The 25,471-nt window shown below is 71.0% G+C and carries 21 protein-coding genes, 1 rRNA gene, 2 pseudogenes and 2 riboswitches; of the genes and pseudogenes, 8 read left to right on the top strand and 16 right to left on the bottom strand.

The features are described from left to right. Positions 1-5 precede the first annotated feature (5 nt). The gene (locus ACZ60X_RS30890; protein ID WP_469605393.1) at positions 6-1,301 is read right to left on the bottom strand and encodes an extracellular solute-binding protein; all 1,296 of its coding nucleotides are present in this window, start codon (positions 1,299-1,301) and stop codon (positions 6-8) included. Positions 1,302-1,638: 337 nt separating this feature from the next. Then, positions 1,639-1,895, bottom strand: a pseudogene (locus ACZ60X_RS30895) (family 43 glycosylhydrolase); the annotation flags it as partial. A 239-nt stretch (positions 1,896-2,134) separates the two neighbouring features. On the opposite strand from ACZ60X_RS30895, the gene ACZ60X_RS30900 reads away from it, so the two are divergent. Continuing rightward, entirely contained in the window at positions 2,135-2,665 is a 531-nt protein-coding gene (locus tag ACZ60X_RS30900) for a universal stress protein (RefSeq protein ID WP_469605396.1), read from the top strand. A 571-nt stretch (positions 2,666-3,236) separates the two neighbouring features. Then, complete coding sequence (locus ACZ60X_RS30905; RefSeq protein ID WP_469605398.1) at positions 3,237-5,192, top strand: APC family permease; 1,956 nt, start codon at positions 3,237-3,239, stop codon at positions 5,190-5,192. A gap of 29 nt (positions 5,193-5,221) precedes the next feature. Here ACZ60X_RS30905 and ACZ60X_RS30910 read toward each other — a convergent pair whose 3' ends face one another. Next, positions 5,222-5,803: a DUF1707 SHOCT-like domain-containing protein gene (locus tag ACZ60X_RS30910; RefSeq protein ID WP_469605401.1), complete on the bottom strand. Its 582-nt coding sequence runs from the start codon at positions 5,801-5,803 to the stop codon at positions 5,222-5,224. A 159-nt stretch (positions 5,804-5,962) separates the two neighbouring features. Here ACZ60X_RS30910 and ACZ60X_RS30915 point away from each other — a divergent pair, with 159 nt between their 5' ends. Beyond that, positions 5,963-6,358, top strand: a complete 396-nt coding sequence (locus tag ACZ60X_RS30915; RefSeq protein ID WP_469605403.1) for a TOBE domain-containing protein — start codon at positions 5,963-5,965, stop codon at positions 6,356-6,358. Between the two features lie 787 nt (positions 6,359-7,145). Here the strand turns inward: ACZ60X_RS30915 and ACZ60X_RS30920 are convergent. Further along, positions 7,146-7,634 carry a molybdopterin-dependent oxidoreductase gene (locus tag ACZ60X_RS30920; RefSeq protein ID WP_469605406.1) on the bottom strand — a complete coding sequence of 163 codons (489 nt, stop codon included), beginning with the start codon at positions 7,632-7,634 and terminating at the stop codon, positions 7,146-7,148. A gap of 206 nt (positions 7,635-7,840) precedes the next feature. On the opposite strand from ACZ60X_RS30920, the gene modA reads away from it, so the two are divergent. From modA to ACZ60X_RS30940, 4 genes are read left to right on the top strand one after another with little or no spacing between them, the layout of a single operon-like run. Then, a complete protein-coding gene (gene modA, locus ACZ60X_RS30925) occupies positions 7,841-8,680 on the top strand; it encodes a molybdate ABC transporter substrate-binding protein (RefSeq protein WP_469605409.1) in 840 nt (279 codons plus the stop codon). Beyond that, on the top strand, positions 8,677-9,537 hold the full coding sequence (gene modB, locus ACZ60X_RS30930; RefSeq protein ID WP_469605412.1) for a molybdate ABC transporter permease subunit: 861 nt from the start codon (positions 8,677-8,679) through the stop codon (positions 9,535-9,537). Before modA ends, modB begins: the two co-directional genes overlap by 4 nt. Further along, positions 9,534-10,814, top strand: coding sequence for an ABC transporter ATP-binding protein (locus tag ACZ60X_RS30935; protein ID WP_469605414.1), 1,281 nt, complete (start codon positions 9,534-9,536; stop codon positions 10,812-10,814). Before modB ends, ACZ60X_RS30935 begins: the two co-directional genes overlap by 4 nt. Before the next feature lie 28 nt (positions 10,815-10,842). Beyond that, positions 10,843-11,262, top strand: a complete 420-nt coding sequence (locus ACZ60X_RS30940) for a TOBE domain-containing protein (RefSeq protein ID WP_469605416.1) — start codon at positions 10,843-10,845, stop codon at positions 11,260-11,262. A 112-nt stretch (positions 11,263-11,374) separates the two neighbouring features. Here ACZ60X_RS30940 and gcvP read toward each other — a convergent pair whose 3' ends face one another. After that, positions 11,375-14,260 carry an aminomethyl-transferring glycine dehydrogenase gene (gene gcvP, locus ACZ60X_RS30945; protein WP_469605419.1) on the bottom strand — a complete coding sequence of 962 codons (2,886 nt, stop codon included), beginning with the start codon at positions 14,258-14,260 and terminating at the stop codon, positions 11,375-11,377. Between the two features lie 61 nt (positions 14,261-14,321). Continuing rightward, a riboswitch (glycine riboswitch) is annotated at positions 14,322-14,434 on the bottom strand. Next, positions 14,435-14,529, bottom strand: a riboswitch (glycine riboswitch). A 119-nt stretch (positions 14,530-14,648) separates the two neighbouring features. Here gcvP and ACZ60X_RS30950 point away from each other — a divergent pair. Continuing rightward, the gene (locus tag ACZ60X_RS30950) at positions 14,649-15,020 is read left to right on the top strand and encodes a PRC-barrel domain-containing protein (protein ID WP_469605421.1); all 372 of its coding nucleotides are present in this window, start codon (positions 14,649-14,651) and stop codon (positions 15,018-15,020) included. Here ACZ60X_RS30950 and ACZ60X_RS30955 read toward each other — a convergent pair. The 11 genes and pseudogenes from ACZ60X_RS30955 to rrf all read right to left on the bottom strand — a co-directional run. Beyond that, positions 14,942-16,437 (bottom strand): annotated as a pseudogene (locus ACZ60X_RS30955) (DNA polymerase IV). The gene ACZ60X_RS30950 and the pseudogene ACZ60X_RS30955 overlap by 79 nt on opposite strands. Positions 16,438-16,504: 67 nt before the next feature. After that, on the bottom strand, positions 16,505-17,188 hold the full coding sequence (locus ACZ60X_RS30960; RefSeq protein WP_469605424.1) for a MerR family transcriptional regulator: 684 nt from the start codon (positions 17,186-17,188) through the stop codon (positions 16,505-16,507). A 261-nt stretch (positions 17,189-17,449) separates the two neighbouring features. Beyond that, a complete protein-coding gene (locus ACZ60X_RS30965) occupies positions 17,450-17,923 on the bottom strand; it encodes a bifunctional nuclease family protein (protein ID WP_004934251.1) in 474 nt (157 codons plus the stop codon). An 83-nt stretch (positions 17,924-18,006) separates the two neighbouring features. Further along, complete coding sequence (ftsR, locus tag ACZ60X_RS30970; RefSeq protein WP_469605426.1) at positions 18,007-18,744, bottom strand: transcriptional regulator FtsR; 738 nt, start codon at positions 18,742-18,744, stop codon at positions 18,007-18,009. Positions 18,745-18,786: 42 nt separating this feature from the next. Beyond that, positions 18,787-19,620 (bottom strand): FHA domain-containing protein, encoded by an 834-nt coding sequence (locus tag ACZ60X_RS30975; protein ID WP_469605428.1) that lies wholly within the window; start codon positions 19,618-19,620, stop codon positions 18,787-18,789. A 190-nt stretch (positions 19,621-19,810) separates the two neighbouring features. Next, on the bottom strand, positions 19,811-20,647 hold the full coding sequence (locus tag ACZ60X_RS30980) for a DUF881 domain-containing protein (RefSeq protein ID WP_469605430.1): 837 nt from the start codon (positions 20,645-20,647) through the stop codon (positions 19,811-19,813). 5 nt (positions 20,648-20,652) lie between these two features. Beyond that, entirely contained in the window at positions 20,653-20,985 is a 333-nt protein-coding gene (locus ACZ60X_RS30985; RefSeq protein ID WP_003988855.1) for a small basic family protein, read from the bottom strand. Further along, positions 20,982-21,890 carry a DUF881 domain-containing protein gene (locus tag ACZ60X_RS30990; protein ID WP_469605433.1) on the bottom strand — a complete coding sequence of 303 codons (909 nt, stop codon included), beginning with the start codon at positions 21,888-21,890 and terminating at the stop codon, positions 20,982-20,984. Before ACZ60X_RS30990 ends, ACZ60X_RS30985 begins: the two co-directional genes overlap by 4 nt. 159 nt (positions 21,891-22,049) lie before the next feature. Then, positions 22,050-24,545: a sugar phosphate nucleotidyltransferase gene (locus ACZ60X_RS30995; protein ID WP_469605435.1), complete on the bottom strand. Its 2,496-nt coding sequence runs from the start codon at positions 24,543-24,545 to the stop codon at positions 22,050-22,052. A 95-nt stretch (positions 24,546-24,640) separates the two neighbouring features. Next, positions 24,641-25,267: a CDP-alcohol phosphatidyltransferase family protein gene (locus tag ACZ60X_RS31000; protein ID WP_469605437.1), complete on the bottom strand. Its 627-nt coding sequence runs from the start codon at positions 25,265-25,267 to the stop codon at positions 24,641-24,643. 109 nt (positions 25,268-25,376) lie between these two features. After that, positions 25,377-25,471: ribosomal RNA gene (rrf, locus tag ACZ60X_RS31005) — 5S ribosomal RNA — on the bottom strand; the annotation flags it as partial.

Here is a 25,471-nt window from a genome sequence, read left to right on the forward strand (position 1 = left end):
CTGCCCTACTGCTCCTGCTTGGCGGTGCTGGTGATCGCCTGTGTGACCGCTTGCGGGGACTTGGAGCCGGCGATCAGCCCGGCCACGCTGTCGTTGACCTGCTGGCCGAGGGCGGGCGTGTAGGCCTGGTCGAGGTAGAGCTGGAAGCCGGTGGCGGCCTTCAACTGGGCTTGTACGGCCTTGAGGTTGGCGTTGGTCAGGACGCTCTCGGCCGCGGGGACGACCGGCAGCGTGCCGGTCCTCCGCACCAGTTCGCGGTCGGTGGTCTGCGAGGCGAAGAACTTCAGGAAGTCCACGGCCGCCTGCGGGGCGCCCTTGCGCAGGGCGTGGCCGCCGCCCCCGCCGAACACCTCGGTGATCTTGCCGGCGCCGCCCTCGACCTCGGGGAACGGGAAGAAGCCGAGGTCCGCGCCCAGCCCCTTGCCGGCGTCGGCCTCCACCACCGGCGCCCACTGGCCCATCAGCTCCATGGCCGCCTTGCCGTTGCCGACGGTCGCGGCCTGGCCGGTGGGGGTGGAGTAGGCGGCGCCGAGGAACCCCTTCTGGAAGGGCTGGAGGTCCACGAGGTCCTTCAGGTGCTGCCCGGCCCGGACGAACCCGTCGCCGGTGAAGTCCTTCTTGTCGGCGGCCTTCTGCAGGGCGTGGACGCCGGCGGTGCGCATCGCCAGGTACGCCCAGTAGTACATGGCGGTCCAGCTCTCCTTGCCGGCCAGCGCGAGCGGGGTGACGCCGGCGGACTTCAGCTTCCTCACGGCGTCCAGGAAGGCGCTCCAGGTGGTGGGGGGCGCGCTGATCCCGGCCTTCTTGAAGAGCGCCTTGTTGTACCAGAAGCCGACCATGCCGATGTCGAAGGGGACGCCGTAGAGTTTGCCGCCCACGAGGAACGGCTGTTGGGCGACCGACAGCATCCCGTCGGCCCAGGGCTTGGTGTGGTCGGTGAGGTCCTCGACCAGCCCCGCCTCGACCTGCTGCTGGAGCACCCCGCCGCCCCAGGTGTGGAAGATGTCCGGGAGCTTCCCCGACGCGATCAGCGCCGTCATCTTCGACTTGTAGGCGTCGTTCTCCAGTTGCACGATCTTGAGCTTGACCCTGGGGTTCTGGGCCTCGAACTTCTTGGCCAGACCGGCCCAGACGGTCTTGGTGGGCTCGGTGGTCGAGATGTTCCACCACTCGATCGTGGTCGTCCCCGAGGACGACCCTCCGCCCGAGTCGCCGCCGCAGCCGCTGAGCGCGGTCATGCCGAGACCGGCGGCGACGGAGGCCGCCAGGAAGCCGCGGCGGGACAGTGCAGGGTCGCCCATCTTGCGCTCCTTCGAAACTTCCGGAGTTGCCGTGGAGAGGATCCCGACTCAGAGTGCGGGGGCCGTCGCAAGCCGCCTGAGCACTTTCCGCATCCCGGTGGGTCGAAACATTCGAGGAAAGTGCCGAACGTTCCGAACCGCGACTCTAGAAAGGCCCGTTGGGAGCGTCAAGGTGTCGTGCACGAGGGAGCGGGCGCGTAGTCGAACCAGTAGAAGGTCGCGCCGCACTGCCCTCGGTGACGTACACACCGAGGACGCGACCGGGGAATCCGGTGGCCACTTGGGTGGAGAGACAGCGGCCGTCCAGTTCGGCCAGCCGAACGATCGATCCCTTCGGAAAGAGCCCGTCGTGGTGGCGGATCGTCGGCGCGTAGATGCCGCCCGAGGCCCGCAGGGAGTCCGGCAGCGTCAACTGGCCGGGCGGTCGAGGGCGTTGCCGATCTGCCGCCAGTGCACCAGGTCCCGGCTGTGGAAGAGCGGGACGCCGCGGACGTACTCGAAGCTGGAACACACCAGGCAGCAGTCGTCCCCCACCCGGCACACGCCCGGGTCGGGGTGGAAGCCGGGGATCACGGGGTTGTCGTAGATCGGCATGGCTCGCGCCCCCAACGGCCGCTCGAAAGTTTCGACTGAGGCGCCGAATCCTGGCGGCGCGCGGGCGGATCGACCCGGGGGAAGGACGAGGCGGCCGCCGCCGGGACGACACGGCACGCGCCGGCTGGTCGAATCGCCCGCGCGGAGGTGGGATGGAAGGAAGCAAGGGCCTTGCAGGCGGGCACGTCCCCGCGCGTCACACCGGCGGCGCCCGCCAGGACGCGAGGAGCGGTGGAACGATGTCCGGTGACGACGCCTCGGCGAGGGCTCGGGTGGTGGTCGGTGTGAGCGGTTCCCTGGGCAGCGTCACGGCCCTGCGCCGGGCCACCGCGCTGGCCCGGCGGCTGGGAGCCGAGCTGTGGCCGGTGCTGGCCTGGGAGCCGCCGGGCGGTGACTCCGCCGCCCGCCGCGCCCCCGTCGGCGGTCTCCTGATCGAGGACTGGCAACGCCTGGCCCGGCAGCGGCTGTGCGCGGTGCTGGAGGAGATCTTCGGCGGGGACGGCCCAGGGGTGCCGATGCGCGCCGTCGTCGTCCGCGGCGCCCCGGGCCCCGCTCTCGTGGCGACGGCGGACCGTGAGGACGACGTGCTGGTCGTCGGGGCGGGGCGGCGCGGACTGCACCGCGCCTTCTCCGGTCGGGTCTCCCGGCACTGCCTGGCCCATGCGGACTGCCCGGTCCTCGCCATCCCCCCGTCCCCGCTCGAAACCGAACTGCTGTCGGTCCACCGGCGGAACACATGGCATCTGCGCATGGATCTCCGCCGGCTGTGACGACGGGCCGGCCGGCGGCGACGCCCGGCTTACGGGCACCCACGGCCCCACTCCGAGACGTCGGAGCCACGGGTCGCGAAGCCCGAGAGCGCGATGTCCGGGTGACCACCGGAGAGTCAGGGGTGTCGGCGGCGTCGGATCGGGCACCCGCGAGGACGACCGGGCATCGACCCGGCATCCCGCGCCGGCGCCGGCGGCAGGACACCGGAGCCGGAGCAGGGGGCAGCGCGCGGCGACGGTCACGCACCGTGGTCACGCGCCGTGGCCGCGCGCCGCCGTCACTCCTGTGGCCACGTCAAAGAAGCGTCCCGTAGCCGTCAGGATTCCGCCGACATGACCACTCGGTGGCATCGCGAGCGGGCGGCCCGACCCGCCGTCCGACCGACAGTGCTCCAGGTCACAGCACTCGGACTCGTCTTGATGCGCCGCGGTCGGCCCAGGGTCATTCTTAACGCAAGCTTGACGCCCACCGCGCCGAGATCCATGGGCCCAGACATCACTCTCCGCATACGCTGGTGCGGCCGTCCGCGTGATGGCCGGAAAGAGCTGAGCCGCATACAGGAGCACGCCGATGGCCACGACCGAACACCCTCCTTCCAGTCGTTTGCGCGCCTGGATGCTGGAGGGGCTGTCCGACATGGGCAAGCCGGGCGGTCACACGGGCCCCCACGCCGAACCCGAGCCCCCGCACCAGGGGCAGCGCTGGTGGCGGGTGATGTGCCTGACCGGTGTGGACTACTTCTCCACCCTGGGCTACCAGCCGGGCATCGCGGCGCTCGCGGCCGGCCTGCTGGGGCCGATCGCGACCATCGTGCTCGTCATCGTCACCCTGGCCGGCGCGCTTCCGGTGTACCGCCGCGTCGCCGAGGAGAGCCCGCACGGCGAGGGTTCGATCGCCATGCTGGAGCGGCTGCTGTCCTTCTGGCAGGGCAAGCTCTTCGTCCTCACGCTGCTGGGCTTCGCCGCCACCGACTTCCTGATCACCATCACGCTCTCGGCCGCCGACGCCTCCACCCACCTGGTGGAGAACCCGCATCTGACGAACGTCCTGCACGGCCGGCAAATGCTGATCACCCTGATCCTGGTGGCGCTGCTCGGCGCGGTGTTCCTCAAGGGCTTCCTGGAGGCGATCGGTGTCGCGACGGCGCTGGTCGGCGTCTACCTCGCGCTCAACGTCGTCGTCGTGATCGTCGGTCTCTACCACGTGCTCACCGCGGGCCATGTGATCACCGACTGGTCCAACGCGCTGACCGTGCAGCACGGCAACATCTTCGTCATGATCGGCCTGGCGCTGATCGTGTTCCCCAAACTCGCCCTCGGCCTGTCCGGCTTCGAGACCGGCGTCGCCGTCATGCCGCACGTCCAGGGCGACCCGGACGACACCGAGGAGAAGCCGACCGGGCGGATCCGGGACACCAAGAAGCTGCTCACCACGGCCGCGATCATCATGAGCGCGTTCCTGATCACGTCCAGCTTCATCACCACACTGCTCATCCCGGAGAACGACTTCAAGACCGGCGGCCCGGCCAACGGACGTGCCCTCGCCTACCTCGCGCACCAGTACCTGGGTGGCGCCTTCGGCACGGTCTACGACATCTCGACCATCGCCATCCTGTGGTTCGCCGGCGCCTCCGCGATGGCCGGCCTGCTCAACCTCATGCCGCGCTACCTGCCCCGCTACGGCATGGCCCCGCACTGGGCCCGCGCCGTGCGCCCCATGGTCATCGTCTTCACCCTCGTCGCGTTCCTGGTGACCTGGATCTTCGACGCCAACGTCGACAAGCAGGGCGGCGCCTACGCCACCGGCGTGCTGGTGCTCATCACCTCCGCGGCGATCGCGGTGACCATCGCGGCGCGCAAGGCCGGGCAGCGCAAGTGGACCATCGGCTTCGGCGTGATCTCGGCGGTGTTCCTCTACACCACGGTCGTGAACGTCATCGAGCGCCCGGACGGTGTGAAGATCGGTGCCTGCTTCATCGTCGGCATCATCCTGGTCTCGCTGCTGTCCCGGCTCGCCCGCGCCTTCGAACTGCGCGTGACCAGTGTGACGTTCGATCCGATGGCGGAACGATTCATCCGGGACATGGCCAGCCGGAAGATACGGTTCATCGCCAACGAGCCCGGCCATCGCGACAAGGCCGAATACCGCGACAAGATCGAGCAGATCCGCGCCGACAACGACATGCCCGAGCAGGAGGACTTCGTCTTCGTCGAGGTCACGGTCACCGACCCCTCCGAGTTCGAGGCGGGCCTGACCGTGCGGGGCGAGGTGCTGCACGGCCGCTACCGGGTGCTCACCCTGGAGTCGGCGTCCATCCCGAACGCCCTGGCCGCGCTGCTCCTCAACGTCCGCGACATGACGGGCTGCACACCGCACATCTACTTCGAGTGGACCGAGGGCAATCCGTTCGCCAACTTCCTGCGCTTCTTCCTCTTCGGGCAGGGCGAGGTCGCCCCGGTCACCCGTGAGGTCCTGCGCGAGGCGGAACCGAACCGGCAGCGCCGGCCGCGCGTGCACACGGGCTGAGGCCCGGTCCGGGTGGGGCGCGGCGCGCCCTACCGCCCGAACCACCGCCGGGGCTGCCGCGCCTCCAGCTTGCCCATGCTGATCCGCCCCCGTATCTCCACCCGGAACGCGCCCGGAGCCGCTGGATCACGGGGCGGGCGGACCCTGGTCCGGCTGTGCCCGAGCACCAGGGAGTCGGCGTCCACGAGCATGTCCGGCCGGGTGATCAGGCGCAGGGTGCCGCCGCACATGTCCAGGTCGATGGCGAGCGTGTCGTGCGTGAGGACGGCGTCGGAGAAGTCCAGGGTCACGTCGCCCCAGGCGGAGTCGATCTCCAGCCGGCGCGGCACGTCCCAGCGGCCCTCGCGGGACGTCGAGGCGTACCGCTGCTCGATCCGGGCGACGTCCTTGGCCGCCACCGGTGCCGGTGCCGCACCGGGCCCGGCGGGCAGGTCGGCGGTGAGCGCCGCCAACTGCCCATGCGTACGCGCGGACAGCGCGGCCGTCACCCGCTCGTCCAGCTCCTCGGCGGTGAGCCGGCCGTCACCCGCGGCGGCCGCCAGCACCTCCACCACCCGGTCCCGGTCCGCGTGCGAGGCACGCAGCCCGGAACGTTCGTCCGTGGCCACCATGTCGGCCGCCATTCCCTCACCCCGTTCTCAGCAGGTCCCCGCAGGGAGCCGTCGTCGTCCCCGCGGGGACCGTCGTCGCGAACTAACGCTATATCGCGTTATACCCAACGGCCAACCCCACGTCCACGGTTCCCGCAGGATGGCCCTATCGTGACCGGCATGCAGTCCTACACGATCGGCCAGGCGGCGCGGCTGCTCGGCGTGAGCCCGGACACCGCCCGCCGCTGGGCCGACGCGGGTCGGATGGCCACCCATCGCGACGAGGCCGGACGGCGGCTCATCGACGGCCGTGACCTCGCCGCGTTCTCGGTCGAGCTGGCCAGGACGGCCGGCGGCGAGGAGGACGCCTCCTCCACCTCGGTCCGCAACGCCTTCCCCGGCATCGTCACGGCGATCAAGCTCGGCGACGTCGCCGCCCAGGTGGAGATCCAGGCGGGCCCGCACCGCCTGGTGTCCCTGCTCACCCGGGAAGCCGTCGAGGAACTGGGCCTGGAGGTCGGCATGGAGGCCACCGCGCGCGTGAAGTCCACCAACGTGCACGTCGACCGGGTCTGATCCGGCCGCCGCAGGAGTTGACGTGCGGGTGAGGCGGCGGCCGAGAAGGGCTGCCGGCGGACCGAGGTGAGTACGGCCGCCCGCCGTCCTCGACCTCAAGGACGCCAGGCAGCGGGCGCCCCGGTCGTCCACGGCAAGGACACGGCGGCGGGCGGGTTTCGCCGAGGCACCGGCCGCGCCCTGTGCGCGCTCTTGGACCTGCCCGAGAGATGCGGGTGAAGGACGCCGCGGCACCCCGGGCGGTCACGAGGAGGACGGGCGCATCGCGAGCTGCGGCCTCGCCCCGTGCGTGTCGGTCGTGCGCCGCGCCCAGGGGGAGCCGGTCGCAGGCGTCCCCGAGGCCGGCCGGTCGGCGGTGATCGCGGCCGGTCCGCCCGACGGCCACACCGCCGGCGCGAGGGCCGCCCTGCTGCCCGACGTCGCCTTCGAACTGGCCGGTGGCTGGGCCCGGTCGGCAACGGCACCACCATCGTGCACCAGCAGATCGCGGCGGGCGAACGCGGCGCCTCCGCCTCGACGGGCACCGTCGTCGCGGGCCGGGGCACCCTGCGTGCCGGGCTCACCGGCTACCGGCTCGTGGCGGGAGGGCCGCACCTCACCCGGGCGGGCGTCTGCTGCCGAAGGAACTGCACGCGGCCTCCCGCGCTGACGGGCACTTCGGCGGCACCCCGCGCCCGGTCGCCTTCGACGCGCGCTGGTTCCGCGGCCGGCGCCGGCCGACGCGGGCACGGTGCTGAACCCGGCGCAGTGCCGGGGACAACCCGGTCGACCCGGCCGGGCGTGCGGTTCACCGAGGTGCCGCTGCTGCGTGACCGGGTGCGGCGGCAGCCGCGCGGTCACAGCGGTAGCCGCCGTCCACCCGGATCGCGGTGATCCCGCTGATGTGCCGGGCGCCGCACCGGTCCTGCGGCAGCACCAGCTGGGGCCCGGCCGTGTCGAGCGGGGTGCCGTCGATGCTCACGCCCAGCAGGACGGGCGCGTCGGCGAAGTCGGGGTCGATCTCGGCCCAGGACAGCACCGCGTGGTGGCCGTCGGTACCGCTGACCGCGATGAGGAAGCGGAGCCGGTCCTTGCGGCGGGCGGGGTCGAAGCCGGGGCCGGCGTCGGCGAGGACGTCGTACAGGCGCGGTCCGGTGAAGCGGTGGCGCTGGATGCCGCTGGTCGCGCACTCGAAGCTGACGGCCACCCGGTGCTGCGGCCAGCGCTGCAGCTCCGGGACGGTCAGCCGGGCGGGCCGGGCCAGGTCGCCGGTCAGGGCGAGTTGCGCGAGCGTCATCTGCGACCACCTCCCCGCTGGACGGTACCCGCCGGGACACGCCGTACAAACGCACATGCGAGCCACGCGTCAGAACTGCGCAGCTCATGCGATGAGACAGCAGACTTACGCCTGGCAGATGCGGCAGTATCATCGCCGCACGGCCGGTTCCCCGGCCGTGGCAGGGCGCGACACTTGTTCCGCAGAACGCGAGGAGTACATCCGTGATGACCCGTTCCGTGCGCCGGACCCGGCCGATGCTGCAGGTGGCCGGTGCGGGAGCCGCCGCCCTGCTGGCCCTCAGCGCCTGCTCCTCGTCGTCCGGCTCCTCCGGCTCGGCCACGTCCAAGGACACCTCGGCCGGATCCGGGTCGTCGTCCTCGACGAAGCTGTCCGGTGACGTGACCGTGTTCGCCGCCGCTTCCCTCAAGGAGAGCTTCACGGCCCTGGGCAAGGAGTTCGAGCAGCAGCATCCGGGCACCAAGGTCAGCTTCAACTTCGGCGGCAGCGACAGCCTCGCCGCGAGCATCACCAGCGGCGCCCCGGCGGACGTCTTCGCCGCAGCCAGCCCCAAGACCATGAAGATCGTGACGGACGGGAAGGACGCGGCCGGCACTCCCGCCACCTTCGTCCGCAACCAGCTGGAGATCGCCACCCTGCCGGGCAACCCGCACAAGGTGGCCTCGCTGAAGGACCTCACCCGGTCCGGCCTGAAGGTCGTGCTGTGCGACAGGACGGTGCCGTGCGGCGCCGCCGCGCAGAAGGCCCTGGACGCCGGCCATCTGAAGCTCACGCCGGTCTCCTACGAACAGGACGTCAAGAGCGCCCTCAACAAGGTGGAGCTGAAGGAGGCGGACGCGGCGGTCGTCTACCAGACCGATGTGCACGCCGCCGGTGGCGAGGTGCAGGGCGTGGAGTTCCCCGAGTCGTCCGAGGCGATCAACGACTACCCGATCGCCCTGCTGAAGAACGCGCCGAACGCCGAGGCGGCCAAGGCGTTCATCGCCCTCGTGCGCTCCACCGAAGGCCAGAAGGTGCTGGGCGAGGCCGGGTTCCTCAAGCCATGACCTCGCCTCTCCAGCCCGGCGTCGCGACCGGCCCCCGCACGGGCCGGCCGCGGCGTCGCCGCGCCGGCACGGGGGGCCGGCGCGGGGTGCCGTTGCCGCTGCTGCTGCCGGGTGTGGTGGCGCTGGCGTTCCTGCTGCTGCCGCTGCTCGCGCTGCTCGTCCGCGCGCCCTGGCGCACGCTGCCGGGCCAGCTGTCCAGCACGGGCGTCTGGCAGGCGCTCCAGCTGTCCCTGGTCAGCGCCACCGCCGCGACGGCCGTGAGCCTCGTCCTGGGCGTGCCGCTGGCCTGGCTGCTGGCCCGTACGGAGTTCCCGGGCCGGGGGTTCGTCCGCGCCCTGGTGACGCTCCCGCTCGTCCTTCCACCGGTGGTGGGCGGTGTCGCCCTGCTGCTGGCCCTCGGCCGCAACGGCGTCATCGGCCAGTGGCTGGACGCCTGGTTCGGCATCACGCTGCCGTTCACCACCACCGGCGTCGTGCTCGCGGAGGCGTTCGTCGCGATGCCGTTCCTGGTCATCAGCGTCGAGGGCACCCTGCGCGCGGCCGACCCGCGCTTCGAGGAGGCGGCCACCACGCTCGGCGCGTCGCGCTTCACCGCGTTCCGCCGGGTCACTTTGCCGCTGATCGCCCCCGGCATCGCCGCCGGCGCGGTCCTCGCCTGGGCCCGCGCGCTCGGCGAGTTCGGCGCGACGATCACCTTCGCGGGCAACTTCCCCGGCCGCACCCAGACCATGCCCCTCGCGGTCTACCTCGCGCTCCAGAACGACCCCGACGCGGCCATCTCCCTGAGCCTGGTCCTGCTCGCGGTGTCGATCGCGGTGCTGGCCGGCCTGCGCGACCGCTGGATGACACCCTCATGACAAACCCCCGTCCCACCACCCCGGACGCCACCACCCCCGGCCGCGCCCCGCACACCCCCACGCCGGCGCCCACGGACGGCTCCCGCCCTTCGCACCCGCCGGGGGAACCCGCGGCCGCCGACGGTGCCGCATCCCCGCAGGGGCCACCCACGCCCGGCGACGAAACCCGCACGGGTGGTGCGGCCGGGTGCCGCCAGCCGGGCGAAGGCCGGCGCCCCACCGCCCACCCGCACTCTCAGGACGGCCTCGACGCCCACCTCCTCGTCGACCGCACCGCGTTCCGCCTGGACGTCACCCTCACCGCCGCCCCCGGGGACGTCATCGCCCTGCTCGGCCCCAACGGCGCCGGCAAGACCACCGCCCTCCGCGCCCTCGCCGGTCTCCTGCCCCTCACCGGTGGCCACCTCCGGCTCGACGGCACCTCGCTGGAGCGCACCCCCCCGGAATCCCGCCCCGTCGGTGTCGTCTTCCAGGACTACCTGCTCTTCCCCCACCTGTCCGCCCTCGACAACGTCGCGTTCGGCCCGCGCTGCCACGGCGTCTCCAAGGCCGAGGCCCGTACCCAGGCGGCGGCCTGGCTGGAGCGCATGGGACTCGCCGGCCACGCCCACGCCAAACCCCGCCGGCTGTCCGGCGGCCAGGCCCAGCGGGTGGCCCTCGCCCGCGCGCTCGCCACCCGTCCCCGGCTGCTGCTCCTGGACGAGCCGCTGGCCGCCCTGGACGCCCGCACCCGCCTGGAGGTCCGGGCCCAGCTCCGCCGCCATCTCGCTCAGTTCGAGGCGGTCGCCGTCCTGGTCACCCACGACCCGCTGGACGCCATGGTGCTCGCGGACCGGCTCGTCGTCATCGAGGACGGCCGGGTCGTCCAGGAGGGCACCCCCGCCGACATCGCCCGCCACCCGCGCACGGACTACATCGCCCAGCTCGTCGGCCTCAACCTCTACCGCGGCCGGGCCGACGGGCACACCGTACGGCTCGACGCCGGGCCCTCGCTCACGACCACCGAGGAGCTGTCCGGGCCGGTCTTCGTGGCGTTCCCGCCCTCCGCGGTCACCCTGTTCCGGGACCGCCCGACCGGCGCGAGCGCCCGGAACCTGTGGCGCTGCGAGGTCGAGGGCCTGCAGACGCACGGCGACCAGATCCGCGCCGACCTCGTCGGCGACCTCCCGCTGGCGGCCGACCTCACCACGGTCGCCGCGGCCGACCTCGATCTGCACCCCGGCGCGGCCGTCTGGGCGACGGTCAAAGCGGCACAGACCCACGCGTACCCGGCCTGACCGAGTGGGCGCCCTACGGTGGGTGCCCATGACCCTGAGCATCCGCAACCAGCTGCCCGGCACCGTCACCGAGGTGAGCACCGGCGAGGCCATGGCCACCGTCCGGCTCCGGTTGGACAGCGGCCAGGACCTCATGGCCGCCATCACCCTGGAGGCCGCGCGGGACCTCGGCCTCGCCCCCGGCTCCGTCGTGCGCGCCCTGGTGAAGTCGACCGAGGTCTCCCTGGCCACCGGCTCCGTCAAGGGCCTGTCGATCCGCAACCGGCTCCCCGGCGCCGTCGTCGGCCTCACGCCCGGTGCCGTCATGGCCACCGTGAGGATCGCCGTCGACGGCGGCGAACTGACGGCGGCGATCACCAAGGACGCGGTCGAGGACCTCGGCCTCTTCGTGGGCTCGGACGTGGTCGCGCTCATCAAGGCGACGGAGGTGTCACTGGCGACCGCCTAGCGAACCGGCGATCCGCCGGAGACATGGCAGGGCCCCGCCCGGGGATGCGGACGGGGCCCTGAGATCACCGCTCCTTCGGTCCTCGTGGACGAGACCCGGCTCTCGTGGCGGCTCAGTCCTCGTACGCGTCCAGCGGCGGGCAGGAACACACCAGGTTGCGGTCGCCGAAGGCCTGGTCGATCCGGCGCACCGGCGGCCAGTACTTGTCCGCGGCCGAGACACCGGCCGGGAAGACGGCCTCCTCGCGGCTGTAGGCGTGCGCCCACTCACCGCCGAGCGCGGCGGCGGTGTGCGGGGCGCCCCGGAGCGGGTTGTCCTCGGCCGGCCACTCACCGGCGCCGACCTTGTCGATCTCCGCGCGGATGGCGATCATCGCGTCGCAGAACCGGTCCAGCTCGGTGAGGTCCTCGGACTCGGTCGGCTCGATCATCAGCGTGCCGGCCACCGGGAAGGACATGGTCGGCGCGTGGAAACCGTAGTCGATCAGCCGCTTGGCCACGTCGTCCACGCTCACGCCGGTGGCCTTGGTCAGCGGGCGCAGGTCGATGATGCACTCGTGCGCGACGAGGCCGCCGGGACCGGTGTAGAGCACCGGGTAGTGCGGCTCCAGGCGCTTGGCGATGTAGTTCGCGGACAGCACGGCCACCTGCGTGGCCCGCTTGAGGCCCTCGCCGCCCATCAGCCGGACGTACGCCCAGGAGATGGGCAGGATGCCCGCGGAACCCCAGGGAGCCGCCGAGATGGGACCCACGCCGGTCTCCGGCCCCGCCGCGGGCTGCAGCGGGTGGTTCGGCAGGTACGGCGCCAGGTGCGACCGTACGGCCACCGGGCCGACGCCGGGACCGCCGCCGCCGTGCGGGATGCAGAAGGTCTTGTGCAGGTTCAGGTGCGAGACGTCACCGCCGAAGTGGCCCGGCTTGGCGAGGCCGACCAGGGCGTTGAGGTTGGCGCCGTCCACGTACACCTGGCCGCCCGCCTCGTGCACCTGGGCGCAGATGTCGGCGACGTGCTCCTCGAAGACACCGTGTGTCGACGGGTAGGTGATCATCAGCACCGCCAGCTCGTCGCGGTACTGCTCGATCTTGGCGCGCAGGTCCGCGACGTCGATCTCACCGTCCTCGGCGGTCTTGACGACGACGACCTTCATGCCGGCCATCACGGCGCTGGCCGCGTTGGTGCCGTGCGCGGAGGACGGGATCAGGCAGACGGTGCGCTGGTCGTCGCCGTTGGCACGGTGGTAGCCGCGTACGGCGAGCAGACCGGCCAGCTCTCCCTGCGAACCGGCGTTGGGCTGGAGGGAGACCTTGTCGTAGCCCGTGACCTCGGCGAGCCGCTCCTCCAGCTCGCGGATGAGCGTGAGGTAGCCCTGCGCCTGCTCGGCCGGGGCGAAGGGGTGCAGCCCGCCGAACTCGGGCCAGGTGACCGGCTCCATCTCGGTGGTCGCGTTGAGCTTCATGGTGCAGGAGCCCAGCGGGATCATGCCGCGGTCGAGCGCGTAGTCGCGGTCGGAGAGCCGGCGCAGGTAGCGCAGCATGGCGGTCTCGGAGCGGTGCTGGTGGAAGACCGCGTGGGTCAGGTAGGCGTCGGTGCGCAGCAGCGCCTCGGGGAGGGCGTCCGCGGCGGCCGTGTCCAGCGCCTCGATGTCACCGGCGACGCCGAAGGCGGCGAGGACGGCACCGAGCCGCGCCCGGTCGGTCGTCTCGTCGCAGGCCGCGGAGACGTGGTCGGCGTCGACCAGGCGCAGGTTCACGCCGTTGTCGCGGGCGGCCGCGACGACCTCGGCGGCCTTGCCGGGCACGCGCGCGGTGACGGTGTCGAAGAAGGCGCCGTGGACGACCTCGACACCGCCGGCCCTCAGCCCCTCGGCGAGGACCGCGGCGTACCGGTGCGTCCGGCGCGCGATGGTCCTGAGTCCCTCCGGGCCGTGGTAGACGGCGTACATGCCGGCCATCACGGCGAGCAGCACCTGCGCGGTGCAGATGTTGCTGGTGGCCTTCTCACGGCGGATGTGCTGCTCACGGGTCTGCAGCGCGAGCCGGTAGGCCTTGTGGCCGTCGGCGTCGACGGAGACGCCCACGAGCCGGCCGGGCAGGCTGCGCGCGAACTTCTCGTGCACGGCCATGTAGCCGGCGTGCGGGCCGCCGAAGCCCATCGGCACGCCGAAACGCTGGGTGGTGCCGACGGCGATGTCCGCGCCCAGCTCGCCGGGCGAGGTGAGCAGGGTGAGCGCGAGCAGGTCGGCGGCGACGGTGACGAGGGCGCCGAGTCCGTGTGCCTGGTCGATGACCGGCTTGATGTCGCGTACGGCACCGGAGGCGCCCGGGTACTGGATCAGCACGCCGTTGATCTCGCGGGCGGCGATGTCGGCCGGGATGCCCGCGCTGAGGTCGGCGACGACGACCTCGACACCGGTCGGCTCGGCGCGGGTCTCGATGACGGCGATGGTCTGCGGCAGGGCGTCCGCGTCGACCAGGAACAGGCCCTTCTTGTTCCTGCCCATGCGCCGCGACAGCGCCATGGCCTCGGCGGCCGCGGTGCCCTCGTCGAGGAGGGAGGCACCGGAGGTGGGCAGTCCGGTCAGGTCGGCGACCATGGTCTGGAAGTTCAGCAGCGCCTCCAGGCGCCCCTGGGAGATCTCCGGCTGGTACGGCGTGTACGCCGTGTACCAGGCGGGGTTCTCCATGACGTTGCGCAGGATGACCGGGGGCGTGAACGTCCCGTAGTACCCCAGACCGATCATGGAACCGAGCACCTGGTTGCGGTCGGCCAGGGCGCGCAGCTCCGCGAGCACCTCCGCCTCGGTGCGGGCGCCCGGCAGGTCCAGGGAGTCGGCGTTCTTGATCACGTCGGGGACCGCGGCGGCGGTCAGCTCGTCCAGGGAGCCGTATCCGACCTGCGCGAGCATCTTGGCCCGCGCCTCGTGGTCGGGCCCGATGTGGCGCTGCTCGAAGGGAACGCCCGCTTCGAGGTCGGAGAGCGGGATGCGGTGGGCGGTCATTGCGGAGGCCTCCTGGTCTGACGCGACCTTCGAGGGGCACCACGGCGCGGGTACCCCGACGGCCTCCCCCTCTGTCATCTCGACCTGAGAGCTTCACCGGGCGCCCGAGGGACCCGGCTTTCACCGTCGGTGAGAGCGGAAGCCGTCGACACCCGCCCTGCTTTCCAGAGTGACCTCGCCCGTGCGGTACGTGAGCCTGAGAGATTCCGGGGAGGATTTGCTCCTTCGGCGCCTCCGAGGTGGTCGGAGGACTCTCCCGCGCGGGTTCAGCAGCCGACATCAGGTTACCAGCGAGGTCAACGCCTGAGCCCTCGAGTGGCCGCCTCCGTGAATGTGCTCTTTTGTAGTGCTTACGAATGAGTTGCGACCACGTGGAGGGAGAGCGACCGTGCAGACCGACATCGATCCGCGCAACCTGATCGGCCGCAAGGCGTTCGACCGCAACGGCACCAAGATCGGCACCGTCGACGAGGTGTACCTGGACGACGCGACCGGCGTACCCGAGTGGGCGGCCATACGCACCGGCCTGTTCTCCCGCGACGCCTTCGTGCCGCTGGAGCCGAGCGAACTCGTCGAGGGCACCCTCCACGTCCCCTTCGACCGCGCCCTCATCAAGGACGCCCCCGACTTCGGCGTGGGCCGCCACCTCTCCCCCGAGCAGGAACTCCAGCTCTACCACCACTACGGCCTCGACACCGCCCCGCCGCCGTCCCTCCCGGACCACGACTTCGGCAAGCTGGCGGGCACGGAGGAGAGCTGAGCAGGGTCCCCCCTCACACATCGGCGGGATGGCCGTGCGGTGCCCCGCCCGGCCGGCCGGGTCCGGCGGGCGGGCGAGCGGGATCCGGCACCAACGGCAACGGATCCGACGGCTCCAGCGCGGGGTCGCCCACCAGGAACGTCCGCACCCTGCCCGGAGGGGACTGCGGCGTCTCGAACCGCACCGTCACCCTCCCCAGGCCGCTGCCCTGCACCCACCCGGGCCCGTACTCGGCGTGCCGCACGTCCTGCCCGGCCCGCCACTGCCGTTCAGGGGGCTCGGGGCGCCGCTCGACAGCCGGGACGACCGCGCCCTGCGGCTCGTCAGCCGAAGCCGCGGGGACGGGCATGGCCTGTGCGAACAGGTCCTCCTGTGTGTAGTCGGCGAGGCCGGACACGCCCACACCGAGCAGCCGTACCCCGCCCGTGGTGTCCACGGAGTCCAGCAGCCGCGCCGCGGCCTCCCGGACGACCGCCGGGTCGTCCGTGGGCCCCCTGAGCGTCTCGGAGCGGGTCAGCGTCGAGAAGTCGTACCTGCGCACCTTGAGCACGATGGTCCGCCCGGACAGCCGGGCATCGCGCAGGCGCCGCACGCACCGGTCGGCGAGCCGCTGCACCTCCAGTCCGATCCGCGGCCGGTCGTGGATGTCCACGTCGTAGGTGTCCTCGACCGACACCGACTTCGCCTCGCGCTCGGCCACCACGGGACGGTCGTCATGGGCCAGCGCCATGGCGTACAGCGCGTGCCCGTGCGCCTTGCCGAGCAGCCGTATCAGCTCGTCCTCGCCCGCCTCGGCCAGCTCCTCGACCGTGGTGATCCCGGCTCTGCGCAGATGATCGCCGGTCGCGGGGCCCACGCCGGGCAGCGTCCGCACGGGCATCGGCCCCAGCAGCGCCCGCTCGGTCCCCGGCTCGATGAGCACCAGCCCGTCGGGCTTGGCCTGCTCGGAGGCGATCTTCGCGAGCATCTTGGACGCCGCGAGCCCCACCGACCCGGTGAGCCCGGTGACCGCCCGGATGTCCGAGCGCAGCCTGGCCCCGGCCAGCCGGGCCGACTCCTCGTCCCAGGCCGTCCCACCGGCGTCCAGGTCCACGAACGCCTCGTCCAGGCTCAGCGGCTCCACCAGCGGCGACAGCTCCCGCAGCAGAGCCATCACCTGCTCGCTGATCGACCGGTACACCCCGAAGCGCGGGACCAGATACGCGGCGTTGGGCGCCAGCCGGCGGGCCTGGGCCATGGGCATCGCCGAGTGCACCCCGAAGACCCGTGCCTCGTATGACGCGGTGGCCACCACACCGCGCGGACCGAGCCCGCCCACCACGACCGCCTTCCCGCGCAGGCTCGGCTTGGCTGCCTGCTCCACCGAGGCGTAGAAGGCATCCATGTCGAGATGCAGGATGGTCGGCGCGTGTCTCACACCACCGATGCTGCACCACGGCACTGACAATGCCGTGGCGCGGGACACCGGGCGCGGGATACGGCGGTCAGACCGCCCGGTTGCGGCGGCGGGCCAGCTCGTCCGCGGGGTTGTGCCCGACGAGGGTCTCGCCGGTGTCGATGCGCTCACCGTGCAGCTGGGAGAGCGCGCTTTCCACATCCCGCCACACCACGCCGACGGCGATCCCGAAGATGCCCTGACCGCCCTGGAGCAGGGCGTGGACCTCGTCCGGGGAGGTGCACTCGTACACCGTGGCGCCGTCGCTCATGAGGGTCATCCGCTCCAGGTCGCGGAAACCGCGTTCCCTCAGGTGCTGGACGGCCGTGCGGATGTTCTGCAGCGACACCCCGGTGTCCAGGAACCGCTTCACGATCTTCAGGACGACCACGTCCCGGAAGCTGTACAGCCGCTGGGTGCCCGACCCGTAGGCGGGCCGCACGCTCGGCTCGACCAGACCGGTGCGCGCCCAGTAGTCGAGCTGCCGGTAGGTGATGCCCGCGGCCGCGCACGCCGTGGGCCCGCGATAGCCGATCTGTTCGGACGTCATGGACGCCGCCCCTCCGCCGTCCGGTACCACCGTCGGCCGCCGCGGAGCGTGGTCGACCGCGCCGCTCGCCTGGGGGTACCCCCCGTTCGAGCGCAGCTGTGAACTCGGGGGAGGGTACGGACCGCTCTCCCCGAACCCGCGTCCGGGGGCACCCCCAGCCGTACCGTCGCCGCTGGTTCTCACGCCGACCTCCGTCCTTGACCTGCCTTCTCGACGGTAGGCAGTCACCAGGGGTGCGTCAACGATCGCCACACTCGGCACGCCGAGTGATAATCACCCTAGGAGTGGTTTCCCGTGTCCCACCGCGGGGAAAGGCTAGCCGAATGCCCTCGTGGGGAGCCGCAGGACGCTCTCGATCGCCGGTGGCACAGGCCCGCACACGCCGCCCGCAGGAGCCCTGGCAGCCGGTGTCCACCGGCTGCGCGCGGTCAGCTGCCCCTCGGCTCACTGGTTGCTGGTGCCGAAGTCCTCGGGCGAGATCTGGTCGAGGAACTCGCGGAACTTCTCCACCTCGTCCTCCTGCTCGTCCGGGATGGCGATACCGGCGTCGTCCAGCACCGTGTCACTGCCGTAGATCGGCGTCCCGGTGCGCAGCGCCAGCGCTATGGCATCGGAGGGACGGGCGCTGACCTCGACGCCGCTGGCGAAGACCAGCTCCGCATAGAAGACGCCCTCCCGCAGGTCGGTGATGCGTACTTCGGTCAGCTCCTGGCCGACGGCCTCCAGCACGTCCTTGAACAGGTCGTGCGTCAGCGGTCGGGCGGGGGCCATGCCCTGCTGGGCGAAGGCGATCGCCGTCGCCTCCCCCGGCCCGATCCAGATGGGGAGGTAACGGTCGCCCCCCACTTCGCGCAGGAGCACGATCGGTTGGTTGGAGGGCATTTCGACCCGGACACCTACGACATCGAGCTCGTTCACACAGCAACCCTAGGCCGTGCCCGGGACGTTTGGGTAGTCGGGCCGGGAACAGGTGCCCGATCCGGCGGGCCGGCGGCCCGCTGTCAGGGCAGCCGTACGCCGAGCGCGCTCTTCACCAGGGCCGCGTGCAGCTTCACCGTGAGCACCGCCAGCTCCTTGGTACGGGCCTCGGCGAGTGCCCTGGTCTGGGGGTTGCGGTGGCGCTTGAGCGGGGCCACCACCTGGTCGACGAGCCCGGCCTCGCGGTCGGCGGCCGCCTTCATCACCCGAAGGTGACGCGGCTCGATCCCGAACCGGCCCAGTTCGGCCACCAGAGCGGCCACGGTGACCGACTCCGCGTCGTAGGCCCCGTCCGCCAGCGGAGCGAGGAGCCCGTACGACTCCCACTCCTTCAGCTCGCCCTCGTCGATGTCCGCCGCCGCCAGCAGCTCGGCCCGCCCCACCCGGGCGACCGTGGGCACCGGCGCCGGCTCCGGACGCTCCTCACCAGTGCGCTGACGCCCGACGAGGGGCAGCTGGACGGCCTCACCTCGCTCCATGGCGTCCAGATGCTCGCGGATCACCTTGAGCGGCAGATAGTGGTCCCGCTGCATCCTCAGCACGTGCGCCAGGCGCTCCACGTCCCCGGCGCTGAACTTGCGGTATCCCGAAGGGGTGCGCTGCGGCTCGATGAGCCCCTCCGACTCCAGGAAACGGATCTTGGAGATCGTGACGTCGGGGAACTCCTCGCGCAGCGCGTTCAGCACCGTGCCGATGCTCATCAGCCCGCTGTCCCTGGCGGCGGTGCCGCTTCCGGCACCACCGCTCGGTGTATGAAGCATGGACCTTCCCTGGGGTCCCCCCGGACACCGGTCCGGGGGCGGTCAGAAGCCCTGCTGCCGGCTCGCGTAGAACACCAGCCGGTACTTGCCGATCTGCACCTCGTCGCCGTTGTGCAGGGCGACCTGGTCGATCGGCTCTCGGTTGACGTACGTGCCGTTCAGGCTGCCCACGTCGGCGACGGTGAACGAGCCGTCCGGGGAGCGGCGGAACTCCACGTGCCGCCGGGAGACCGTCACGTCGTCGAGGAAGATGTCGCTCTGCGGATGCCGGCCGGCCGTGGTCAGGTCGGAGTCCAGCAGGAAGCGGCTGCCCGAGTTCGGCCCCCGGCGCACCACCAGCAGCGCCGAGCCCATCGGCAGCGCGTCCACCGCGGCCTGCGCCTCGGGCGACAGCATCGGCACCTGCGTCTGGCCGGTCATCTCGGAGTCGTACGCCTCGAGACCGGAGATCGAGATCGTGGACGTCGTCTCGGAGGCGCGCTCCGGCGTCACTCCGGGGCGCAGCGGTGCACCGCAGTTGGAACAGAAGCGGGCGCTCTGCGCGTTGCGGTTTCCGCACCTCGTACACACCAGGACCGACATGGACGGATCCTCCTGCCGCGGCTGCCCCGCCGGCGCATTGGACGCGTACGGACCGGAGGCGAACCCTCCACCCGTACCTGAGGTTGACGGTTGCCCGAAACCTATGCCGCCGGACTGCGCAGGGTCAACCGACGCCCCGCCCTGACCTCCGGAAATGTCACCACCCGGACCAGCCACCTGGTCCCGGAACAGCGGGCGCCGACCCTCCGCGTCGGGCTGGGCACGATGACGAGCGGTCGCGTTGTCACTGCCCTCTCGCGCACTCTTGCCGAACAACTTCGCAAACAACTTCACGGGCGATTCCCCTTGACCGAAACAGACCCGCCCGTGGGGCAGGACGAACCCAGATTGCCTACACCGGCCGAGCCGGACATCCTCACAACGTCCGTATCCACCAAACAGTTTCCACCACGCACCACGCCTTCGGTGCGCCGACCCCCCGCAACCTCATGCCCCTGCCGGACGTCCCCCATGCACCGCCGGTTCACTGCGAGGACGACCGAGCGTAGTCAGGCCGCTTCGCCTGCCGCAAGGCGTCCACGACGATCTTGTCCGACCGCACCACCGAGACCGTGGCCTGCTCCTTCTCCAAGGTCTGCACCACTCCTCCCGGGATGTTCAGCGCCGGCTCCAGATCCTGTGGCCTGCCGATGACCTGGAAACGATAGGGGGCGTTGATCTTGTTCCCGTCGACGCTCACACCGTTGCCGGAGTCCGCGAAGTACGTGTTCGCGACCACGCGCACCCCGTTGAGCTGGATCGCCTCCGCACCGGCCGCACGCAGCTCCTGGACCGCGTCGAGCAGCATGTCCGCCTTGACCGTCCCTTTCGTGTCCTCGACCGTCATCGTGATGCCGGGACCCTGCGCCGCCACGGTGCCCGCCAGAATGCCGAGTTGCCTCTCCTTCTCGGCCGTCTGCTTGCGGGCCTCCGCCGCCTGGTCGGAGCTGCTCTGCAGCTCCTGGCGCTGCTTTTCGAGTCCCTGCTTCTCGTCCTGAAGACGCTGAGTACGCGAATCCAGTTCATCGAGGATGCGCACAAGATCTTCCTGCCGGGCGCCCCGCAGCGCGCTGTCGGTGTCGCTGTTCGACGCCACCTGCACGGCCAAACCGAAACCGAGCCCGAACAGCAGCAGGGCGACGATGAGTTGGGCCCGGGTGAAGCGCGGCGGCCACAGGCCTTTCACCAGCCGCTGCCGTCCGGTCAGCGGCTCCTGCGGCGGCTCACCGGAGGCCGCTCCCGACTCGGGTGCCGCCGGCGGCACCTCGGCCGGCAGTTCCTTGCGCAGCCTGTTCTCCGGCTGCTCGTTCGGCTCGCTCATGGGTCTCACGCCCGGAACACGTGACGCCGGATCGCCGCGGCGTTGGAGAAGATCCGGATGCCCAGGACCACCACGACACCCGTGGACAGCTGCGCGCCCACGCCCAACTTGTCGCCGAGGAACACGATCAGGGCCGCGACGACCACGTTCGACAGGAACGACACCACGAAGACCTTGTCGTCGAAGATCCCGTCGAGCATGGCCCGCAGACCACCGAAGACGGCGTCCAGCGCCGCGACGACGGCGATCGGCAGATACGGCTCGACGACCGCCGGAACCTCCGGACGGACCAACAGGCCGGCCACGACTCCCACGACGAGGCCCAGTACGGCGATCACGATGTGCCCTTCTCAGTCTTCTCGGTGCTCGGCTGTGCAGTACGGACGATCACACTCGGTGCGGCGGGCAACCGTACGTCGCCCTCGGTGGAAATGGTGGCGCGGATCCCGAAGTTCTCCTCCAGGGCATGCAGGTAGAGCCCGTCGGCGCTGTTCTGGAACTCGGTGCTCAGCCGCTCCCCGTCCCCCACCGCCAGCACCGTGTACGGCGGCACGAGCGGCCTGTTGTCGACCAGTATCGCGTCCCCCGCGGCCCTGATCGCGGACAGGGCCGTCAGCCGCTGCCCGTTGATGGAGACGGCCTCCGCCCCCGATGCCCACAGCCCGTTGACCACGCGCTGCATGTCGCGGTCGCGCACCCGGCCGCTGTCGGAGAAACCGGAGGTCTCCCGCGGATTGCTGCCGTCACCGCCGGTGCTCGCCTCCTTGGCGTCGTTCACGACGAGCTTGACCCCCGGCCCGTGGACCTCGGTCGCGCCCGACAGCAGGCCCACCAGATCGGCCTGCCCGCTGCCGCCGCTCGACTTCAGCGCCGCCCGCTGGCGCGCGCTGACGTCCTGCCGCAGCTGGTCCACCGTGTGCTCCAGCCTGTCCGCGTTCGCGGTCTCGCTGTCGACGCGGTCGATCAGCTCCTGGCGCTCCTTGGCCACCCCCGGCGCCGCCACCCGCGCCTGCGCCGCGCCGAGGGTCACGACGAGCGCCGCCAGCACGAGACCGCCCGCGAGCCCCAGTTTCGCCCGGAGCGTCCTGGGCAGCCCGCCCTCGCCCTCGGACTTCTTCCGGGCGGCGGCCTCGGCGTACCCGTCGTCGAGGCTGTGATCCATGACATTGGTGATCAACGACATGGAGGCGTCCGGGCGCTGCGGCCCCGCAGGGCTGCTCCGAACGGGGGGTTGCTGCGGCATGCCGCACATCGTCGCATGTCGCGGGCGGTACCTCCGAATGGCCCCACCGACGTGCCGGACAGGCACCCTTGGGGACACTTGTCCGGCACGCGCGTGTGCGTGGGTTCTCCGGTCCGGCGCGGGGTGCCGCCGCCCTTGCCCGGTCGGCCGCGCGGCTCCTTACCGGCCGGCGCTGTCCACGACGGCCGACCACTCGTCGAGCAGGCTCTGCGCGGAGGCGTCGTCGGGCCCCTCCGCCCACAGATGGGTGACCGCCTCGGCCGGGTCGGGCAGCACCATCACCCAGCGCCCGTCGGTCTCCACGACCCGCACTCCGTCGGTCGTGTCGACGAAGCGCTCTCCGGCCGCTTCCACGACCCGCCGCATGACCAGGCCCTTGACGGCCCACGGCGTGGCCAGGTCCCGCTTCAGGACGTGGGCGCGCGGGATCCGCGCATCGATCTGGCTGAGCGTGAGCTGCGTCCGGGCGACCAGCCCGATCAGCCGGACGAAGGCCGCCGTCCCGTCGTACACACCGCTGAACTCGGGGACGATGAAGCCGCCCTTGCCGTCGCCGCCGAAGATGGTCCCTTCCTCGCGCCCCACGCGCGTGAGATCGTCGGGCGAGGTCGTGGTCCACTCGACCTGCGTGCCGTGATAGGCGGCCACCTGCTCGGCGATCCGGGTCGTGGTCACCGGCAGCGCCACCCGCCCGCTGCGCCGCTCCGCGGCCACCAGGTCGAGCATCACCAGCAACGCCCGGTCGTCCTCGATGATCCGGCCCTTCTCGTCCACGAGCGACAACCGCTCGCCGACGGGGTCGAACCGCACTCCGAAGGCGGCACCGGAGGACGCCACTATCTCGCCGAGCCGCACCAGCCCGTTGCGCCGCATCTCGGCCGTCTCCGTGGGCCGCGACTCGTCCAGACCGGGGTTGATGGTCAGCGAGTCCACGCCGAGCTTGCCGAGCAGGCTGGGCAGCACCAGCCCGGCGCTGCCGTTGGCGGCGTCCACGACGACCTTCAGACCGGACTCGGCGATACCCGTGGTGTCGACGTTGCGCAGCACGGTGCCGGTGTACGAGTCGAAGACGCTGGCCGGGAAGTACAGGTCGCCGATCTCGCCGGGGAAGGCCCGCCGGTACTCCTGCCGCGCGAACACCCGGTCCAGCTTGCGCTGGCCGCCCTGCGACAGGTCGGCGCCCTGCCCGTCGAAGAACATGATGTCGACCGAGTCGGGCACCCCCGGAGAGGTCCGGATCATGATGCCGCCGGCACTGCCGCGCGCGGTCTGCTGACGGGCCACGGGCAGCGGCACGTTCTCCAGGTCGCGTACGTCGATGGCGCTGGCCTGCAGCGCGGAGATCACCGCCCGCTTGAGGGCACGGGCACCACGGGAGTGGTCGCGGGCGGTGGTGACGGTCGAGCCCTTCTTCAGAGTGGTCGCGTACGCCCCGGCCAGCCGCACCGCCAGCTCGGGCGTGATCTCCACGTTCAGGATGCCGGACACACCGCGGGCGCCGAACAGATTGGCTTGGCCTCTGGACTCCCAGATGACCGAGGTGTTGACGAAGGCGCCGGCTTCGATCGTCTTGAACGGATAGACCCGCACGTTGCCCTGGACGATCGATTCCTCACCGATCAGGCACTCGTCACCGATGACCGCGCCGTCCTCGATGCGGGCGGCACGCATGATGTCAGTGTTCTTCCCTACGACACAGCCACGCAGATTGCTGTGCTGGCCGACATACACGTTGTCGTGGACGACGGCCTTGTGCAGGAAGGCACCGCTCTTGACGACGACGTTCGAACCGACGACGGAGTGCTCACGGATCTCCGCGCCGGCCTCCACCTTCGCATAGTCGCCGATGTACAGCGGCCCGCGCAGGACGGCGTCGGGGTGCACCTCGGCGCCTTCCGCGACCCAGACGCCGGGCGAGATCTCGAACCCGTCGACATCGACGTTGACCTTGCCTTCGAGGACGTCGGCCTGGGCCTTCACATAGCTCTCGTGGGTGCCGACGTCCTCCCAGTAGCCCTCCGCGACATAGCCGTAAATCGGCTTGCCTTCCTTCATGAGCTGCGGAAAGACATCACCGGACCAGTCGACCGGAACATCCGGTTCGACATAGTTGAAGACCTCGGGCTCCATGACGTAGATGCCCGTATTGACGGTGTCCGAGAAGACCTGACCCCAGGTCGGCTTCTCCAGGAAGCGTTCGACCTGGCCTTCCTCGTCGACAATGGTGATGCCGAACTCCAGCGGATTGGGCACACGGGTCAGACAGACCGTGACCAGCGCGCCCTTCTCTTTGTGGAAATTGATCAGGTCGGTGAGGTCGAAGTCGGTCAGGGCATCACCGGAGATGACGAGGAAGGCATCGTCCTTCAACGCCTCTTCGGCGTTCTTGACGCTTCCGGCGGTACCGAGTGGCTTCTCCTCATTGGCATAGGTGAGCTCCATTCCGAGTTCTTCGCCGTCACCGAAGTAGTTCTTGACGAGTGATGCCAGGAACTGGACGGTGACCACGGTCTCGGTGAGCCCGTGCCTTTTGAGCAGCCGTAGCACATGCTCCATGATCGGGCGGTTCGCCACGGGCAGAAGTGGCTTGGGCATGCTCGAGGTCATGGGGCGCAGGCGTGTGCCTTCGCCTCCGGCCATCACGACGGCCTTCATGTCGGAAGCGTCCTCCTCGCAAGAGACGACGGTCTAGCCGACTTCACCCGTCCGATTGTCCCGCACTTTTCGGCCGCGGGCCATCGAGGCGTACGTCAGGACAATCGCCGAGCTCCATCGGCCATGGCGTCCGCCCGGACCAAACGGCGGACCTGTACCACGTAGAGCACTCCTGCCCACCAGTAGAGCGTTGTACCCCATCCGGCGAACGCCCATCCGAAAATAGCAGCCAGTGACGCGATCCACCCGCTTCCGTCACTGAGGAGCAACAACGGGAACGCGTACATCAGGCAGAAGGTGGCCGACTTCCCCAGGAAGTTGACCTGCGGCGGCGGATACCCGTGCCGGCGGAGGACGCCCACCATCACCAGGAGGACCAGTTCCCTCGCCAGCAGCAGAGCGGTCAGCCAGAGCGGCAGGATGCCACGCCAGGTGAGTCCGAGCAGGGTGGAAAGCACATAGAGCCGGTCCGCGGCAGGGTCGAGAAGCCGGCCCAGGCTGCTGATCTGGTTCCAGCGCCGCGCGAGCTTCCCGTCGAGATAGTCGCTGATCCCGCTCAAGGCCAGCACGAGGAGAGCCCAGCCGTCACTCTTGGGCCCGCCGAACTCCGGCCTGAGGATCAACCACAGGAAGAGGGGTACGCCGACGAGCCGCGCCATGCTGAGAATGTTGGGGATGGTGAGGACCCGCTCTGTCTGGACGCGGGTCTCCTGGACCTCCACGCGGGGGCCTCCTGTGCGAAAACGAGCCAACGATGCCCCCTGACCCTACCTCAACGCAAAAAAAGCTCCGGCCCCTGGGCGGTGCCCAAGAGCCGGAGCTGTAAAAGGAGTTCGGCGGTGTCCTACTCTCCCACAGGGTCCCCCCTGCAGTACCATCGGCGCTGTGAGGCTTAGCTTCCGGGTTCGGAATGTAACCGGGCGTTT

Source organism: Streptomyces sp. NPDC104106, from assembly GCF_055584345.1.

Bases quoted from the DNA above. Each gene is read 5' to 3' on its own strand.
- modA (WP_469605409.1), top strand. From the start codon at position 7,841: ATGACCCGTTCCGTGCGCCGGACCCGGCCGATGCTGCAGGTGGCCGGT.
- ACZ60X_RS30915 (WP_469605403.1), top strand. From the start codon at position 5,963: ATGCAGTCCTACACGATCGGCCAGGCGGCGCGGCTGCTCGGCGTGAGC.
- ACZ60X_RS30940 (WP_469605416.1), top strand. From the start codon at position 10,843: ATGACCCTGAGCATCCGCAACCAGCTGCCCGGCACCGTCACCGAGGTG.
- ACZ60X_RS30910 (WP_469605401.1), bottom strand. From the start codon at position 5,803: ATGGTGGCCACGGACGAACGTTCCGGGCTGCGTGCCTCGCACGCGGAC.
- ACZ60X_RS30920 (WP_469605406.1), bottom strand. From the start codon at position 7,634: ATGACGCTCGCGCAACTCGCCCTGACCGGCGACCTGGCCCGGCCCGCC.
- gcvP (WP_469605419.1), bottom strand. From the start codon at position 14,260: ATGACCGCCCACCGCATCCCGCTCTCCGACCTCGAAGCGGGCGTTCCC.
- ACZ60X_RS30935 (WP_469605414.1), top strand. From the start codon at position 9,534: ATGACAAACCCCCGTCCCACCACCCCGGACGCCACCACCCCCGGCCGC.
- ACZ60X_RS30990 (WP_469605433.1), bottom strand. From the start codon at position 21,890: ATGCCGCAGCAACCCCCCGTTCGGAGCAGCCCTGCGGGGCCGCAGCGC.
- ACZ60X_RS30905 (WP_469605398.1), top strand. From the start codon at position 3,237: ATGGCCACGACCGAACACCCTCCTTCCAGTCGTTTGCGCGCCTGGATG.
- ftsR (WP_469605426.1), bottom strand. From the start codon at position 18,744: ATGCTTCATACACCGAGCGGTGGTGCCGGAAGCGGCACCGCCGCCAGG.
- ACZ60X_RS30980 (WP_469605430.1), bottom strand. From the start codon at position 20,647: ATGAGCGAGCCGAACGAGCAGCCGGAGAACAGGCTGCGCAAGGAACTG.
- ACZ60X_RS30995 (WP_469605435.1), bottom strand. From the start codon at position 24,545: ATGAAGGCCGTCGTGATGGCCGGAGGCGAAGGCACACGCCTGCGCCCC.
- ACZ60X_RS30890 (WP_469605393.1), bottom strand. From the start codon at position 1,301: ATGGGCGACCCTGCACTGTCCCGCCGCGGCTTCCTGGCGGCCTCCGTC.
- ACZ60X_RS30900 (WP_469605396.1), top strand. From the start codon at position 2,135: ATGTCCGGTGACGACGCCTCGGCGAGGGCTCGGGTGGTGGTCGGTGTG.
- modB (WP_469605412.1), top strand. From the start codon at position 8,677: ATGACCTCGCCTCTCCAGCCCGGCGTCGCGACCGGCCCCCGCACGGGC.